This is a genomic window from Massilia antarctica (assembly GCF_015689335.1).
GTDB classification, from domain to species: domain Bacteria; phylum Pseudomonadota; class Gammaproteobacteria; order Burkholderiales; family Burkholderiaceae_D; genus Telluria_A; species Telluria_A antarctica.
Genome location: NZ_CP065053.1, coordinates 1,184,434 through 1,200,804 on the forward strand (window position 1 = coordinate 1,184,434; position 16,371 = coordinate 1,200,804).

14 protein-coding genes and 1 pseudogene are annotated in these 16,371 nt (G+C 62.8%); 6 read left to right on the forward strand and 9 right to left on the reverse strand.

The annotated features are described in order from the left end of the window. Nucleotides 1–2 precede the first annotated feature (2 nt). The gene (locus IV454_RS33305; protein WP_206090638.1) at nucleotides 3–1,667 is read right to left on the reverse strand and encodes a methyl-accepting chemotaxis protein; all 1,665 of its coding nucleotides are present in this window, start codon (nucleotides 1,665–1,667) and stop codon (nucleotides 3–5) included. A 202-nt stretch (nucleotides 1,668–1,869) separates the two neighbouring features. After that, nucleotides 1,870–2,309 (reverse strand): annotated as a pseudogene (locus IV454_RS05375) (recombinase family protein); the annotation flags it as partial. A 449-nt stretch (nucleotides 2,310–2,758) separates the two neighbouring features. On the opposite strand from IV454_RS05375, the gene IV454_RS05380 reads away from it, so the two are divergent. Then, a complete protein-coding gene (locus IV454_RS05380) occupies nucleotides 2,759–3,238 on the forward strand; it encodes a PIN domain-containing protein (RefSeq protein WP_206090639.1) in 480 nt (159 codons plus the stop codon). A 202-nt stretch (nucleotides 3,239–3,440) separates the two neighbouring features. Here IV454_RS05380 and IV454_RS05385 read toward each other — a convergent pair whose 3' ends face one another. The 3 genes from IV454_RS05385 to IV454_RS05395 form a co-directional block, all read right to left on the reverse strand. After that, complete coding sequence (locus IV454_RS05385) at nucleotides 3,441–4,901, reverse strand: NAD(P)(+) transhydrogenase (Re/Si-specific) subunit beta (RefSeq protein ID WP_206090640.1); 1,461 nt, start codon at nucleotides 4,899–4,901, stop codon at nucleotides 3,441–3,443. Next, nucleotides 4,898–5,224, reverse strand: a complete 327-nt coding sequence (locus tag IV454_RS05390; protein WP_054265004.1) for a proton-translocating transhydrogenase family protein — start codon at nucleotides 5,222–5,224, stop codon at nucleotides 4,898–4,900. Before IV454_RS05390 ends, IV454_RS05385 begins: the two co-directional genes overlap by 4 nt. Before the next feature lie 92 nt (nucleotides 5,225–5,316). After that, a complete protein-coding gene (locus IV454_RS05395; protein ID WP_054265005.1) occupies nucleotides 5,317–6,429 on the reverse strand; it encodes a Re/Si-specific NAD(P)(+) transhydrogenase subunit alpha in 1,113 nt (370 codons plus the stop codon). A 245-nt stretch (nucleotides 6,430–6,674) separates the two neighbouring features. Here IV454_RS05395 and IV454_RS05400 point away from each other — a divergent pair, with 245 nt between their 5' ends. The 3 genes from IV454_RS05400 to IV454_RS05410 are packed head-to-tail and all read left to right on the forward strand — an operon-like array spanning nucleotide 6,675 to nucleotide 8,822. Next, entirely contained in the window at nucleotides 6,675–7,160 is a 486-nt protein-coding gene (locus tag IV454_RS05400) for an NUDIX hydrolase (RefSeq protein WP_054265006.1), read from the forward strand. 15 nt (nucleotides 7,161–7,175) lie between these two features. Beyond that, entirely contained in the window at nucleotides 7,176–8,291 is a 1,116-nt protein-coding gene (mnmA, locus tag IV454_RS05405; protein ID WP_206090641.1) for a tRNA 2-thiouridine(34) synthase MnmA, read from the forward strand. Then, nucleotides 8,292–8,822 carry a DUF2812 domain-containing protein gene (locus tag IV454_RS05410; RefSeq protein WP_206090642.1) on the forward strand — a complete coding sequence of 177 codons (531 nt, stop codon included), beginning with the start codon at nucleotides 8,292–8,294 and terminating at the stop codon, nucleotides 8,820–8,822. A 273-nt stretch (nucleotides 8,823–9,095) separates the two neighbouring features. Here IV454_RS05410 and IV454_RS05415 read toward each other — a convergent pair whose 3' ends face one another. From IV454_RS05415 to IV454_RS05430, 4 genes are all read right to left on the reverse strand, one after another. Further along, nucleotides 9,096–10,478: an IS1380 family transposase gene (locus IV454_RS05415; RefSeq protein WP_206087148.1), complete on the reverse strand. Its 1,383-nt coding sequence runs from the start codon at nucleotides 10,476–10,478 to the stop codon at nucleotides 9,096–9,098. Nucleotides 10,479–10,580: 102 nt separating this feature from the next. Continuing rightward, entirely contained in the window at nucleotides 10,581–10,964 is a 384-nt protein-coding gene (locus tag IV454_RS05420) for an ANTAR domain-containing response regulator (RefSeq protein ID WP_206090643.1), read from the reverse strand. 18 nt (nucleotides 10,965–10,982) lie between these two features. Next, nucleotides 10,983–11,759 (reverse strand): 5'-3' exonuclease, encoded by a 777-nt coding sequence (locus IV454_RS05425; RefSeq protein ID WP_206090644.1) that lies wholly within the window; start codon nucleotides 11,757–11,759, stop codon nucleotides 10,983–10,985. Nucleotides 11,760–11,763: 4 nt separating this feature from the next. Then, nucleotides 11,764–12,435 (reverse strand): glutathione S-transferase, encoded by a 672-nt coding sequence (locus IV454_RS05430; RefSeq protein WP_206090645.1) that lies wholly within the window; start codon nucleotides 12,433–12,435, stop codon nucleotides 11,764–11,766. A 71-nt stretch (nucleotides 12,436–12,506) separates the two neighbouring features. On the opposite strand from IV454_RS05430, the gene IV454_RS05435 reads away from it, so the two are divergent. After that, nucleotides 12,507–14,132 (forward strand): FMN-binding glutamate synthase family protein, encoded by a 1,626-nt coding sequence (locus IV454_RS05435; RefSeq protein WP_206090646.1) that lies wholly within the window; start codon nucleotides 12,507–12,509, stop codon nucleotides 14,130–14,132. Between the two features lie 260 nt (nucleotides 14,133–14,392). Beyond that, the gene (locus IV454_RS05440) at nucleotides 14,393–16,321 is read left to right on the forward strand and encodes a CocE/NonD family hydrolase (RefSeq protein ID WP_206090647.1); all 1,929 of its coding nucleotides are present in this window, start codon (nucleotides 14,393–14,395) and stop codon (nucleotides 16,319–16,321) included. Nucleotides 16,322–16,371 lie beyond the last annotated feature (50 nt).

Sequence of the window (16,371 nt, forward strand, 5' to 3'; positions counted from 1 at the left end):
GTTTAAAACTCTTCCCAATCCTCGGCCGGCGCGGTGCCGGCCAGCTGCTTTTTCACCGGTGCGCGCAGCGCCGGCTTGGGCGTGCCGCGTGCCGCCGGCTGGCGCGGCGCCGACACCGCCACGCCGGCATTGAGCTTGAATACGCTGACCACGGCGGCCAGCTGGCGCGCCTGGTCCTGCATCGCTTCGGACGCCGCCGCCGCCTCTTCCACCAGCGCCGCGTTTTGCTGCGTCACCTGGTCCATCTGCGCGACCGCCTGGTTGATCTGCTCGATCCCAAGGGTCTGCTCCTGGCTGGCCGCCGCGATGTCGCCCATGATATCGGTCACCCGGCGGATGCTCTGGACGATATCGTCCATCGTGCTGCCCGCCTCGTTGACCAGTTTGCCGCCCGCCTCGACCTGCTCGACCGAGCTGCCGATCAGGCTCTTGATTTCCTTTGCCGCCTGGGCCGAGCGCTGCGCCAGGTTGCGCACCTCGCTCGCCACTACCGCAAACCCGCGTCCCTGCTCGCCCGCGCGCGCCGCTTCCACCGCCGCATTCAAGGCCAGGATATTGGTCTGGAACGCGATCCCGTCGATCACGCCAATGATGTCGACGATCTTCTTGCTGGCCTCGTTGATGCGGCCCATCGTATCGACCACATTGCCGATCACGTTACCGCCCTTGGTGGCCACGTCCGACGCCGTCGCGGCCAGGGTGCTGGCCTCGCGCGCGTTGTCGGCGCTCTGCTTGACGGTGGATGTGAGTTCTTCCATCGACGATGCGGTTTCCTCCAGCGAGCTGGCTTGTTGCTCGGTGCGGCTCGACAGGTCCAGGTTGCCGGCCGCGATCTCGGACGAGGCGACGGAAATCGTATCGGTGCCCTGGCGCACCTGACGCACCACGTCGACCAGGCTGTCGTTCATCTTTTGCAGCGCCGTGAGCAACTGGCCGATTTCGTCGTTCGATTCGATCTTGACGGTGTCGGTCAGATTGCCGCCGGCGATGCTGTTGGCAAAGCGCAGCGCCTCGGCGATTGAGCGCGAGATGCCGCGAATGAGCGCCGCGCCGATCAAGAGGCCAAGGGCCGCGCTAAAGACAATCAGGCCGATGGCAAGCGCGCGCGCCGTCTCGAAACGCGCGGTGGCTTGCTCATACTCGGATTTGCCGACGCCAAGCTGGTACTTGATCAGCGCATTCATGTTGTCGCGCACCGGCTGGAAGGTCTTGGACAGCGCACCGTTCACCAAGGCGACCGCGGCCGGCACGTCCTTGGCGCGAAACGCGGCCAGGGTGGGCTTGATCCCCTGCGCCACGAACGCTTCCCGGCTCGCTTCAAACTTGGCCGCGATGATCTTTTCGTCGGGGGTCAGGTAGGTCAGCATATATTGGCCCCACACCGCCGTGACGGTCTTCACGCGCTGTTCGACTTCGTCGGCCACGGCGCCCAGGCCAGCCGGGTCGGCGCTGACCGCCTTCGACAGGCCGGTCTGGTTTTGCTGGATCTCGGTCAGCACTTCGGCCAGCATGCCCACCGCCACCAGGCGGTCCTCGTACACCGTTTTGAGCGCTTCGTTGGTCACGCTCAGGTTGCGCAAGCCGAGCAGGCCAATGAGCAGCGAAATCACGCTGAGCACCGCGATGACGAAAATGAGCCGTACCTTGATCGTCAGATTCTTAAACATGGTCGGTGACCTTTCAGCATTCGTTGTAGGAACCAGATGCGCATGGCGGGGCGCGACGTGAAAAACCTGTCCTAAAAGAAATATACGCAACTTGGGCAGTGAGTTAAAGGGCGCTCTATCAACATAGGACAAATTCAGCGCCGCTTGTGTTTGTGATGCGACAAGTGGAATTGTCATTTTCATAAGGAAAGTACTCAAACTCCCCCGCCGCGAGGCGCTCCATTACGTCGACTTGCTGCAATTTCGTCAGCGCTGCCGGACGACCCAAGATCGTTCCTTCAGCGCGTGCGCGCGAGATACCGGCCTGGGTGCGCTCGATCAGTAGGTCGCGTTCGAATTGAGCGACCGCGCCAAGAACACTCATGGTCATCTTGCCCGCAGCGCTTGTCAGATCCACAGCGCCGAGCGCTAAGCAATGCACACGAACAGAATCCGCCGCCAGTTGCGCTACCGTGAAACGCACATCCACGGCATTGCGGCACAACCTGTCTTGCTTGGTAACGATCAGTACATCGCCAGGCTCCAGCAATCAAGCAATCGAGCGAACCGCGGGCGCTCAGCAGCAGCGACGCTTCCACTGATGCTCTCGCACACAATCAGGCGTTTGTTAACGGCAAAGCCAGCCGACTCGATCTCGTGAATCTGGTTGTCCGTGTTTTGATCAACCGTGCTGACCCTTGCCTAAATGAAGGTGCGAGACATGTGTTAAAAATCCGTACGAAATGGGATTACTAATCGTACGGCATGTCCGAGAACACATGTGTCTATCTTTCGTACATCCGAAACCGACCCTGTACGTAAGCGATCGTTTTCATACACAGCGCCAAGGCTGGAGAGACAAAGAGTAAGTGATGCGCTACACTTACATTCATACTCACAGAAGGGCGGTGTGCTATGGCAACCCTGAAACACTCACTCGGCGATCATCACGTTCTTGATACTACTGCGACGACCGAAACGGTCGTGGAAGATACGATCGAAGCACGCCGAGCGCGCCGTATGGCTGCGCTCAAGAAGGTTGCTGGTATCTGGTCGCACCGCCCAGACATCCCAGCGGACGGACTGGAATACCAGCGGGAACTGAGGTCTGAATGGCGGGCCTAGTTCTTTTTGACACCAATATCCTGATCGACTGGAGCAAAGGCTACGCGGAAGCGCTGACTGAATTAGCGCACTGGGACAATCCAGCCATCAGCGTGATTACCTGGATGGAATTGTATGGTGGAGCCGATGTGACTGACGTGCCGCGTTTCGACGAATTCATGGCGGACTTCGGATTCGAGATCATCGAGATTGACCCCGAAATCATGCAGGCCGCAGCAGCCATCATGTCCGAGCGCCGCCGTCTAGGCCCGAAAATAGGATTACCGGATGCTATCATTCAGGCAACAGCCGATGTCAAGAAGCTGACTATTATCACGCGCAATACGAAGGACTTCAGGGGGCGTGACGTACGCGTTCCATACGAGCTTAAGACGACGTCAACCGTCAGCGTAGTGAACATTAACCCTCCTGGCGAAACCCCAATACCCCCACGTGTAGGTCGGCCTACTTTGACGCACATCAAATAGATAGCAGCGCGCGACGTGCTTCGGCAGCAGCCAGGAAGCCCGCGGCAGGTCATCAGCGCTGTGCAATTAGCTCCTGAAAATCTGTGCAGTCGCCTTTTGAAAACGACAGGTGCCCGGCAAGACGTCGTGGAATAGCCCGGGACGAAAAAAAACGCGCCAGCCTCATCGGGTGGCGCGTTTTTTTACTTGAGACAGCCGATGATCAGTCGACCGCCTTGACCATCGCCTCGATCACCTTCTTGGCGTCGCCAAACACCATCATGGTATTGGCCTGGTAGAACAGATCGTTATCCAGGCCGGCATACCCGGACGCCATCGAGCGCTTGTTGACGATGATGCTCTTTGCCTTGTACGCCTCCAGGATCGGCATGCCGGCGATCGGCGACTTGGGATCCTTGGCCGCCGGATTGACCACATCGTTCGCACCCAGCACCAGCACCACGTCGGTCTGCCCGAATTCGCCGTTGATGTCCTCCATTTCGAACACCTGGTCGTAGGGCACCTCGGCTTCGGCCAGCAGCACGTTCATGTGCCCCGGCATGCGGCCGGCCACCGGATGGATCGCATACTTGACGATCACGCCCTTGTGGGTCAGCTTCTCGACCAGCTCCTTGAGCGAATGCTGGGCGCGCGCCACCGCCAGGCCGTAGCCCGGCACGATGATCACGGTTTCGGCATTGCTCATGATGAAAGCGGCATCCTCGGCGGAACCCGACTTGACCGGACGCTGTTCCTGCGCGCCGCCGGCAGCGGCGGCCGCCGGATCGCCGCCGAAGCCGCCCAGGATCACGTTGAAGAACGAGCGGTTCATCGCCTTGCACATGATGTACGACAGGATCGCGCCGGACGAACCGACCAGGGAGCCGGCGATGATCAGCATCGAGTTATTCAGCGAAAAACCGATGCCCGCCGCCGCCCAGCCGGAATAGCTGTTCAACATCGACACCACCACCGGCATGTCGGCGCCGCCGATCGGAATGATGATCAACACGCCCAGGATAAACGCCAGCAGCGCCATGATGATGAACGGCGTCCACGCCGGTTCGATGCCCGGCGCGAAGCAGAACACCAGCCCGAGCGCGACCAGCGCGATGGCGATGCCCAGGTTGAGCATGTGCTGGCCGGGGAAGCTGACCGGCGCGCCCTGGAACAGGCGGAACTTGTATTTGCCCGACAGCTTGCCGAAGGCGATCACGGAACCGGAGAAGGTCACCGCGCCCACGAAGGTACCGATGAACAGTTCCAGGCGGTTCCCGAACGGCAGCGCCACGCCGGCCGTGGTGATCTGGAACACCCACGGTTCGGCCACCACGGCCACCGCGATGCACACTGCCGCGAGACCAATCAGCGAGTGCATCGCCGCGACCAGTTCCGGCATCTTGGTCATCTCGACCTTCTTGGCGGCAAACGCTCCGATGCCGCCACCGACCACCACGCCGAGCAGCACCAGGCCGAAGCCCAGGCCTCCCGTGGTGGCGGCCTGCGCCTGCAGCTTGAAGATCAGCGCCACGGTCGTGACGGTGGCAATGGCCATGCCGCTCATGCCGAAGGCGTTGCCGGTACGCGCGGTGGCCGGCGAGGACAAGCCCTTGAGCGCCTGGATGAAGCACACCGACGCGATCAGGTAGAACATCGTCACCAGGTTCATGCTGATATAGCTCATGCGTGATCCCCCGCCTTGGCTGCCGGCGCTGCCTTCGGTTCCTTCTTGCGGAACATTTCGAGCATGCGCTGGGTGACCAGGAAGCCGCCGAACACATTGACCGCCGCCAGCGCCACCGCCAGGGTGCCCGCCACCTGTCCGACGATCCCCGTGGTCAGGCCGGCAGCCAGCATGGCGCCGACGATGATGATCGCCGAAATCGCGTTGGTGACCGCCATCAGCGGCGTATGCAGTGCGGGTGTGACGGTCCAGACGACGTGGTAGCCGACGTAAATGGCCAGCACGAAGATGATGAGATTAATGATGGTGTGACTGACTTCCATGTTGCCTCCCTCTTTACGTTGATGTGACGGCGAGCCGCGGCCCGCCCCCTCTGACTTGCTTTATGGTTGTGGCGCGTGCTGTGCTCCAGCCGCTATTTGCGCAGCACCGCGCCGTCGGCGCACACCAGGGTGGCCTTGAGGATCTCGTCTTCGCGGTCGATCACCAGCTGCTCGTCCTTGTCGATGACCAGCTTGAGGAAATCGAGCACATTGCGCGCATACAGGGCCGAGGCATCGGCCGCCACCAGGGTCGCCAGGTCAGGCTCGCCGATGATATGCACACCGTATTTGGTGACGGTCTTGTTCAGTTCCGACAGCGGGCAGTTGCCGCCCTGCGACACGGCCAGGTCGACGATCACGGAACCGGGCTTCATGGCCTTGACCGTCTCTTCGGAAATGAGCACCGGCGCGGCGCGCCCCGGAATGAGCGCGGTGGTGATGATGATGTCGGCCAGCTTGGCGCGTTCGTGTACGAGTTCGCCCTGGCGCCGCATCCAGTCGGCCGGCATCGAGCGCGCATAGCCGCCCGAACCCTTGGCGATTTCCTTTTCTTCCTCGGTCAGGTAGGGCACGTCGATGAACTTGGCGCCGAGCGACTCGACCTGCTCCTTGACCGGCGGGCGCACATCGGACGCTTCGATCACGGCGCCCAGGCGCTTGGCGGTGGCAATCGCCTGCAGCCCGGCCACGCCCACGCCCATGATCAGCACGCGCGCCGCTTTCACGGTGCCGGCCGCGGTCATCAGCATCGGCATGAAGCGCTGGTAGGTGTTCGCCGCCATCATCACCGCCTTGTAGCCGGCGATGTTGGCCTGCGAGGACAGCACGTCCATCGACTGGGCGCGCGTGATGCGCGGTACCGCTTCGAGCGCAAACGCGCGCAGGCGGGCGCCGGCCATGGCGGCGATATTGTCGGTATCGAAAGGATTGAGCATGCCGATCAAGACGGCATCGGCTTTCATGAACGCGCGTTCGTCGGCGTTCGGCGCGCGTACCTTGAGCACCACGTCGCAGCCGAAAGCATCTTGCGCCGTCCCGATCGTGGCGCCGGCCGCGGCGTACGCTTCATCGGTGACGGAAGCCATCAGGCCGGCCCCCGCCTGGACCACGATCTGGTGCTTGGCGGCGAGCTTCTTGACCGTCTCGGGTGTTGCAGCAACACGGGTTTCACCCGACCGCGTTTCGGCCGGTATGCCTATTCTCATGACGCCTCCATAGAATTAATAAACTGTCCACGATAGTACACGGAAACCTCAAAATGGCACGACCATCCGTTTTTTCTAGACGAACTCTTCCACCTCCAAACCGGTTGCACTGCGCACTGCGCGAAATCCACCGTTTTCTTGTATCAGATCAATACCTTGTTTCCCGATTTGGGCTTGTGTTCGATGCCGGACCGGCAAGCGATGCTGCATGAAGGTAAAATGGCGGCTCATTTTGAAGGACACGCATGCCGCATATCTGGAAACCCTCCGTTACCGTTGCCGCCATCATCGAGCGTGATGGCAAGTTCCTCCTGATTGAAGAAGAGACCAGCGAAGGTGTCCGCCTGAACCAGCCGGCGGGCCACCTCGACCCGCTCGAAACGCTGGCCCAGGCGGTGGTGCGCGAGGTGCTGGAAGAGACGGCGTACGACTTCACGCCGCAGGCGCTGGTGGGCGTGTACATGTCGCGCTACACCTCCACGCGGCGCGGCACCGACGTGACCTACCTGCGCTTCACCTTTTGCGGCGAGGCCGGCGCCGAGCATGACCTGCCGCTCGACGACGGCATCATCCGCACCTTGTGGATGACGCGCGACGAAATGGCGGCCTGCCAGGAGCGCCACCGCAGCCCGTTGATGCTGCAGTGCGTGGACGACTACCTGGGCGGCCGGCGCATGCCCCTGGAAATGCTGCACACCCACGCCTCGGTGTTCGAGGGTGGATTAACCTAAGACGGATGTAATGCAATGACGAACGCAGGGAAAAAGCAGAAAGTCGTGATCGGCATGTCGGGCGGCGTCGACTCCTCGGTCGCGGCGTGGATGCTCAAGGAACAGGGCTACGACGTGGTCGGCCTGTTCATGAAAAACTGGGAAGACGACGACGATTCCGAATACTGCTCCACGCGCCAGGACTGGATCGACGCGGCCAGCGTGGCCGACGTGGTGGGCGTGGACATCGAAGCGGTCAATTTCGCGGCCGAATACAAGGACCGCGTGTTCGCCGACTTCCTGCGCGAATACCAGGCCGGGCGCACCCCGAATCCGGATGTGCTGTGCAATGCCGAGATCAAGTTCAAGGCTTTCCTCGACCATGCGATGCACCTGGGCGCGGACCTGATCGCCACCGGGCACTATGCGCGCGTGCGCCAGAACGGCGCCAGCTTCGAGCTGCTCAAGGCGTTCGACCATACCAAGGACCAGAGCTACTTCCTGCACCGCCTGAACCAGGCCCAGTTGTCGCGCACCCTGTTCCCGCTCGGCGAAATCCCCAAGACCGAAGTGCGCAAGATCGCCGAAAAGCTGGCGCTGCCCAACGCCGCCAAGAAGGATTCGACCGGCATCTGCTTCATCGGCGAGCGCCCGTTCCGCGATTTCCTCAACCGCTATCTGTCGTACAAGCCGGGGCCGATGAAAACCGACGACGGCACCGTGGTGGGCGAGCATGTGGGGCTGTCGTTCTACACCCTGGGCCAGCGCAAGGGCATCGGCGTGGGCGGCATGAAGAGGTACAAGAACGACGATGGATCAAGCGACGCCTGGTACGTGGCGCGCAAGGATATCGAGAACAACACCCTGTACATCGTGCAGGGGCATGACCATCCGTGGCTGTTGTCGAGCGCCCTGCGCGCCGACCAGGCCAGCTGGGTGGCCGGTACGCCGCCCGCAGCGGGCGCCATGTCGGCCAAGACGCGCTACCGCCAGGCCGACGTGCCGTGCGTGCTCACGCCCGACGGCATGGGCAATTTCGCCCTGGGTTTCAGCGATCCCCAGTGGGCGGTCACGCCGGGGCAGTCGGCCGTGCTGTACGACGGCGACGTGTGCCTGGGCGGCGGCATGATCGATACCTCCACGGCCGCCTGAGTGGGCGCGCAGGTCCGGCTCTTCAAGTGGTTCCGGGCGGCCCGCGAGCAGGAGCAGGAGCTGTGGCTGCGCCGGATGGCGCAGCAAGGCTTGCATCTGGCTAGTGTGAATGTGCTCTCGTTCTGGAAGTTCAACAAGGGCGCGCCGGCCGATGTGGTGTACCGGCTCGATTGCGGCGACAACGTGGACGAACCGGAGCAATACTGGGAAGCGTTCACGCAAGCGGGCTGGGAACGCGCGGCCGATGCCGGCGGCTGGAAGTATTTTCGCCAGGCCGCCGTCAACGGCAAGGTGACGGCATTCCCGCCGGACCGGTATTCGAAGCGCGACAAGTTAAAGGCCATGCTGTTGCAGCTGGCCGTGGTCGGCGCGTGCCTGGGCTTGTCGGCCTGGTTCATGGTCGACTGGCACGCGCTGCGTACCTTGCCGGGAGACGACCTGTTACTGGCGCTCGCCTTCGGCGCCGTGGCGGCGCTCTTGTACGGTTACGGCGCGTACCGGCCGGTCATGCGCATACGCCAGTTGCGCTGACCTGGCGTTCGCCTTTCGACATACCGGTTACGGCGGCGGCGACGTCGCCCTGCCGCCCAGTGGTGGAACTGCGCCAGTCAGTGCGTCCTAGCCTGAATGTTTCATAAACTGCTGCCGCAGTGCCGGTTCGGCGATCCATGAGCTTCTCGGTGACGATCACGATGTCGCGGGCAATAGCCCGCCTACCCGATCAATCGGCATATCAAATGCAGCGGTATGAGGTTGATGTTGGCGACGGAGTGGTCAATTCTCGGCAGACCGGACGTGTCTTACTCAGGACGAGTTCAAGGACTTGGCGGGCGTTGCCAAATACAGTCTTTCGGTCAACGTCTGCAGCAGATCTCTGACTGGACAGGCACTTGGTAAATGTAGAACGATCTTGTTCTTGCACTGCCTGACCTGCACGGCGATTTTGAACAGTTTGGAAATGACCGTTGATGGCTGCGCCTGCGACAGCGCGGTATGCCGCAGCCCTTCGGTGCGCAGTTGCTGGTGCAGGATGTAGGCCGCCGCGTGCAGCAACAGGCGCATGCAATTGGCGAGAAAGCTGGTGCAGGAGGTACGGTCGGCGGCGAGGTCATCCTTGAGATGCTTGATATAGTTTTCGGCCTGACCGCGCGCGCAATAGATATCCTCGTACAACATGCCGGCATCGAGTCCTGGCAGCGAGGTGACGATGAAGCGCGTGTTCTCGCCAAGGGCCATGACCTCGGCCTTGAGCAACACGCGCCAGGCTCTCGGCCAAGAACGCGCCTGGTAAGCAAATTCGTCGAACAGACGCACCGCATTGGGCACCACGTCCTGCGATTGTGCAGCCACCCACCGGTCAATGGCGCGAAGTCTGGTCGGCTCGGCCATCGCAAGGAGCTTGGGGTTGCAGGCGAAACCAAAAATGAAGTCCACGTTCGACATGCTGTCGATCAGGCTCATTAATTCAGGCCCGCTAAAATGTCCGTCGCCACGTACGAGAATATGAGTAGCGGGGAAGTGCTGACGAATCCGCGTCAGAACGCGCCGCATGATCATCGCGTTCTCTTCGCCAAATGGTCGCCTTCCGGGCCGCAGCACCGCCGCGATCAAGCCGCCCGACTGGCCGTCGAAAATCATCAGCGGCAAGTAGCAGGTCGAACCATAGTGGTGGTTGTAGAACGCCAGCGGCTGCTGGCCGTAGCACGCATCCTCGGAGTGATCCAGGTCGAGAATCAAGCTCTTTGGCGGGCTGGAAAAGCTGGCGATGAACTGTTCCACGAGCGCTTCGCTGACGCGGTAGATGTCCTGGCGACTGGCCGCATGTTCGAAGCGCGAGATCGTCGCCCCGGACGCCAGCGCGGCCTCGTCGTCGAACGGCAAACGGGCCGCGCCAAGTTTGAACATCGGGTCGTGGCGCAGGCTGTTCGCGTCATTGCCGTCTTCGTAACCGCAGCCGATCTGGTAGATGCGCTGTGTCAGAAGATCGTGATACGAATGGCTGACGTAACTCTGATGACGGCGGTCAGGCAAGGCCGCAGCGAGGCGCTTGGTCAAGCCAATCTGGAGGTCGACTCCGCGCAGCAAAACTGGACCGAGATCGGACGACAAACCCCCACCGGCGAAATCGGCGCGGACGCTGTGCGCGGGAATGGATGCAAAACGGAGCTGCTCTGGGGTAGAATTCATGTCGGGCAAGGTGGCGTTTTTGTTGACAGGGTAGGTTTCTAGATAACTCCCATTCTATCAATCACTTACGGCATTCTTGCCCTTTTTTATGCAAAATTCAGGCTAGGTGGCTTTCTGTTTTCTGATCACGGCGATCACCGTGTTCCTGATGGTGTTGAGCACCGCATCGGCCTTGAACGGCTTGACGATAAACCCGTGCACCCCGCGCGCCACGGCCGCCTGCACGGTGGGCGCGTCGAGCGTGCCGGAGACCATGAAGATCAAGGTCTTCGGAAAGTGCGCGCGGATCTGTTCGACGATCTCGCCGCCATCCTCGACCTGTTCGAGCGCCACGCAGACGATCTGCGGATGGTGCTTCTGCACCATCAGATAGCCTTTCAGGCCCGTGTGCGTGTCGCCGACCACGTTGTAGCCACCTTCGGTCAACACGCTGTTCAACAAGCCCCGCGAAATCGCATTTCCATCGACGATCACTGCTCTTAACATCGCGTCTTTTCCTTTTCGTCAGAACGTATCGAATGCCAGCATGTTCCAGGTCACGCCCAGGCGCACGTCGGTCTTGAGCTGCACCAGCTGGCGCGACAGATACAAGACATCGCGTTCGGCGCGCAGGCGTTCGCCGACCGGGGTCTTGAGGATGCCGGCGCCGGCCATCACCGCGTCCAGGTTACCGTAGGCGTTGAGCAGCTTGGCCGCGGTCTTCATGCCGACCTTGGACACGCCCGGCACGCCGTCGGTCACGTCGCCCATCAGCGCCAGCAGGTCGACCAGCAGCTCGGGCGCGACGCCGAATTTCTTGCGCACCCAGGCATCGTCGTGCCACTCGCCCTTGAAATGGTCCCACACCAGCGCCCCTTGCGCAATCAGGCCGTGCAAGTCCTTGTCGGTGCTGGCCACGATGGCGTCGCCGCGCCCTTCGGCCAGCCAGCGCAGCACCCCGGTGCCGATCACGTCGTCCGCTTCGACCCCGGGCAGCATGAGCACGTGCAGTCCCTCGCCCGCCAGCTTCGCATGAAACCCGGGAAGCGCGTCGCGCAGGAAGGATGGCATCGGCGCGCGCTGCTCGCGGTAGCGCGGATACAGCGCGTGGCGCCAGGTGAGGCCGCCAAAGTCGAACGCCGCCAGCACGTGGGACGGCGCGTGCGTGGCGAGCAGCTTGCGGAACGACGACAGGGCGTGGCGCAGCGCGATATCGGCCTTCTCGGCCGAATCGGGTTCCGGACTGGCCTCGTACACGCGCCGCACGATATTGAGTCCGTCGATCGCAAGCAGCTTGCCCACGGCCTTATTTCAGCAGTTCGTACAGGCCGCCGCGCTCGAGCGCGCGCTGGTAGGCCGGACGCGCGTGGATGCGGTTCAAAAAGTCCAGCAGCCGGGGATACTTGTCGCCCAGCCCGCCGCGCGCGGCCCCCGCCTCCAGCACGAAGCTGATCTGGATGTCGGCGCCGCTGAACTCCTGGCCGGCGAACCAGCTTGACTTGGCCAGTTCGGCTTCAAGGTAGGCCAGATGCTGCGCGATCTGCGGCAGGATGAAGGTGCTCTTGACCTTTTGCGCGATGCCGCGCGCGATCGGCTTGGCGAAGAACGGCATCGGGCTCGTTTCGACGCGGTCGAACACGAGCTTCATCAAGAGCGGCGTCATGGCCGAGCCTTCGGCGTAGTGCATGAAGTAGGTGTAGCGCAGCTTGTCCGGCGTGCCGGCGGCCGGCACGAACCTGCCGTTGCCATAGCGTTCGAGCAGATACTCGATGATGGCGCCCGATTCGGCCACCGTGTTGGCGCCATCGGTAATCACGGGCGACTTTCCCAGCGGGTGCACCGCGCGCAGCTCGGGCGGCGCCAGCATGGTCTTGGGGTCGCGCTGGTACTTCTTGATCTCGTATTCCAGTCCCAATTCTTCCAGCAGCCACAAAATACGCTGGGAGCGCGAATTATTCAAATGGTGGACAATGATCATTGGGTTCTTTCGCCGGTATGGAATCGGCGCTAGCTTAGCATTGTTGCTGCCTATTGACCATGGAGTCACCAATGAGTTTCGCCTCGCCGCGCTACCTGCCGTTCCTGATCTCGCTGATCGTCTTTGCCTGGTCGGGCGCGCTCGCGCTGGGCGGCACAGGCCCCGGATGGTGGCTGGTGATCCTCAGCGGAGCCCTCGGTGCGGTCGGCATCGCCGACCTGACCCAGACCCGGCGCGCGCTGCGCCGCAATTACCCGATCCTGGCGCACTTCCGTTTTTTCTTCGAGTCGATCCGCCCCGAGATCCGCCAGTACTTCCTCGAAGACGACACCGACGCCAAGCCGTTCTCGCGCAACCAGCGCAGCATCGTCTACCAGCGCGCCAAGATGGAAACCGACAAACGTCCCTTCGGCACCCAGCTCGATGTCTATGAGCCGGGCTACGAATGGATCAACCACTCCATGGCGCCGGCGCCGATGGGCGACTACAACTTCCGCATCGAGATCGGCAACCACCCATCGTGCCCGCGCGCCCAGCCCTACAGCGCCAGCGTCTTCAATATCTCGGCGATGAGTTTCGGTTCGCTGTCGGCCAACGCGATCCTGGCGCTCAATGGCGGCGCGCGGCTGGGGGGCTTCATGCACGACACCGGCGAGGGCAGCATCAGCCGCTACCACCGCCAGAACGGCGGCGACCTGGTATGGGAGATCGGCTCCGGCTACTTCGGCTGCCGCAACCCGGACGGCAGCTTTTCGGAAGCGAACTTCGTCGCCAACGCCACACAGCCGCAGGTGAAGATGATCGAACTTAAAATGTCGCAGGGCGCCAAGCCGGGCCAGGGCGGCATTCTGCCGGGCGCCAAGGTGTCAATCGAAATCGCCGCCGCGCGCGGCGTCACCGTGGGCGTGGATTGCCTGTCGCCGGCCAGCCATTCGGCCTTTTCGACGCCCATCGAGATGCTGCACTTTATCGAGCGCCTGCGCACGCTCTCGGGCGGCAAGCCGACCGGCTTCAAGCTGGCCATCGGCCACCCGTGGGAGTTCTTCGGCATCGTCAAGGCCATGCTGGCGACCGGCATCCTGCCCGACTTTATCGTGGTCGACGGCGGCGAGGGCGGCACCGGCGCCGCACCCGTCGAATTCTCGGACCATGTCGGCACGCCGCTGCAGGAAGCGCTGCTGCTGGTGCATAACACCCTGGTCGGCGCGCGCCTGCGCGAGAAGATCAAGATCGGCGCCTCGGGCAAGATCATCACCGCCTTCGACATCGCGCGCACCATCGCGCTGGGCGCGGACTGGTGCAATTCGGCGCGCGGCTTCATGTTCGCGCTCGGCTGCGTGCAGTCGCAAAGCTGCCACACCGACCGCTGCCCGACCGGCGTGGCGACCCAGGACGAGCAGCGCCAGAAGGCGCTCGATGTGCCCGACAAGACCGCGCGCGTGGCCAACTTCCACCAGAATACGATGAAGGCGCTGGCGCAGCTGATCGCCGCCGCCGGGCTGACCCACCCCAACCAGCTCAACCCGCACCACCTGGTGCGGCGCGTCTCGCCCAACCAGGTCAAGCAGGTCTCGACGCTGCTGCCTTACCTGACCGAGGGCGAACTGCTCGACCCGGACCAGCTCGAACGCCTGCCGCCGGTTTTCGGGCTGTACTGGCCGATTGCCCAGGCCGAGTCGTTTCATCCGCTGCCTTGACCGGCAACCCGTCCTGAACCGTTTGCCCGGCTTGGACGACGCCGATCGGCTGCGCCAGCGGCAAGGGTAAGGCCAGCGCGGGACGACGAGGATACACGGATTTTCCCGCTAAAAAAGCGCGGTTTGTCACAATCACGGTGAATTTTCCATTCCCTGCACATGTCGCTCCATGCGAATTGCATACACTTGTTTCATTGGGTACTATCAAGCAATATTGCAATAAAGATCGCATTGACGATCAGACTACCCTGGAGACATGAATGCCGCGCCACCGCACTATCCGCCTGTCCGCCCTATCCCTGTTGCTCCTGTCCGTGCCGGCGCTGGCCGCCGCCCAGACCGCCCCGATGACGCCCGATATCGGCGCCACCGAATTCGTCCAGCCCGATAACGGCGCCGATTACGTCAAGCGCATCGTGATGATTCCGATGCGCGACGGGATCAAGCTGCACACCGTGATCGTGATTCCCAAGGGTGCCGCGCGCGCGCCGATGGTCCTTTCGCGCACGCCGTACAACGCGGCCAAACGCACCGAGCGCAATGTCAGCCCGCACATGGCGTCCATGCTCGCCGAGGGCGACGACGCCTATGTCGCCAACGGCTACATCCGCGTGTACCAGGATGTGCGCGGCAAGTATGGATCGGAAGGCGACTACGTCATGACGCGCCCCCTGCGCGGCCCGCTCAACGACAGCGCGGTCGACCATGCGACCGACGCCTGGGACACGATCGACTGGCTGGTCAAGAATATCCCGGAAAGTAACGGCAAGGTCGGCATGGTCGGCTCGTCGTACGAAGGCTTCACGGTACTCATGGCGCTGACCGATCCGCATCCGGCGCTCAAGGCTGCGGTGCCGATGAGCGCCATGGTCGATGGCTGGCGCGGCGACGACTGGTTCCACAACGGCGCCTTCCGCGTCACCAACCTGTCCTACATCGCCGGCCAGACGGCCACGCGCGGCAACGGGCCGGGCCTGGCCACCGGCGTGTACGACGACTACGAATTCGCGCTGCGCGCCGGTTCCGCGTCCGACTACGCCAAACGCTTCGGCGTCGACCAGCTCACCTTCACCAGGAAGCTCTTCGAGCATCCAGCCTACGACAGCTACTGGCAGCACCAGGCGCTCGACCGCATCCTCGGCGCGCGCCCGCTCAAGGTGCCCACCATGCACGTGGTGGGGCGCTGGGACCAGGAAGATATCTACGGCCCCTACGCCGCGTATGCCGCCGCCGAAAAGCTCGACACCGGCAACAGCATGAACCACCTGGTGGTCGGCCCGTGGCGCCACAGCGGCGTCAATGCCGACGGCTCCAGCCTTGGCGCGATCCGCTTCACGGGCGACACCGCGGCCGAATTCCGGCGCGAGGTGATGCTGCCCTTCCTGAATCAGTACCTGCGCGACGACGCACCCAAGGCCGACACGGCGCCGGTGCTGTCCTACCGCACCGGCACCAACAAATGGCAGCGCCTGGACAAGTGGCCGCTCACCGAGGTGATGAAACCGGTCTACCTGAAAGCCGGCGCGCGCCTGGACTTCGACAAGCCGGCCGCCGCTGCCAGCCTTGGCGCGGCCCAGGCCGACGACTATGTATCCGATCCGGCCAAGCCGGTGCCCTTCGTTGCGCGTCCGGTGCGCATGCACGATGGCGCGGTGTGGAAGCCATGGCTGGCCAGCGACCAGCGCGCGTTCTCGGACCGTCCCGACGTGCTCGCCTACGTGTCGGACAAGCTCGATGCGCCGCTGCAGATTTCCGGCCAGCCGATGGTCAACCTGTTCGCCGCCACCAGCGGCAGCGACGCCGACTGGGTCGTCAAGCTGATCGACGTCTATCCCGACGAAGTGGCGTCGCAGCCGGAACTGGGCGGCTACCAGCTGGGCATCGCGATGGATATCTTCCGCGGCCGCTACCGCGCGGGCCTGGACAAGCCGATGGCGATCACGCCGAACAAGGTGGAGCGCTACCGCTTCGCCCTGCCCAACGCCGACCACGTGTTCCTCAAGGGGCACCGGATCATGGTGCAGGTGCAGTCGAGCTGGTTCCCGCTGTACGACCGCAATCCGCAAACCTTCGTGCCGAATATTTTCTTCGCCAGGCCGGGCGACTACCGCAAGGCCACGCACAAGGTGTTCCACGCGCCGGGCATGGAAAGCGCGGTCGAACTGCCAGTGGTGCCGGCGGCGCAATGAGGCGGCCGATGCAAGACCTTTCCTGGCAACCTATAATGGTGTAAAGGCAA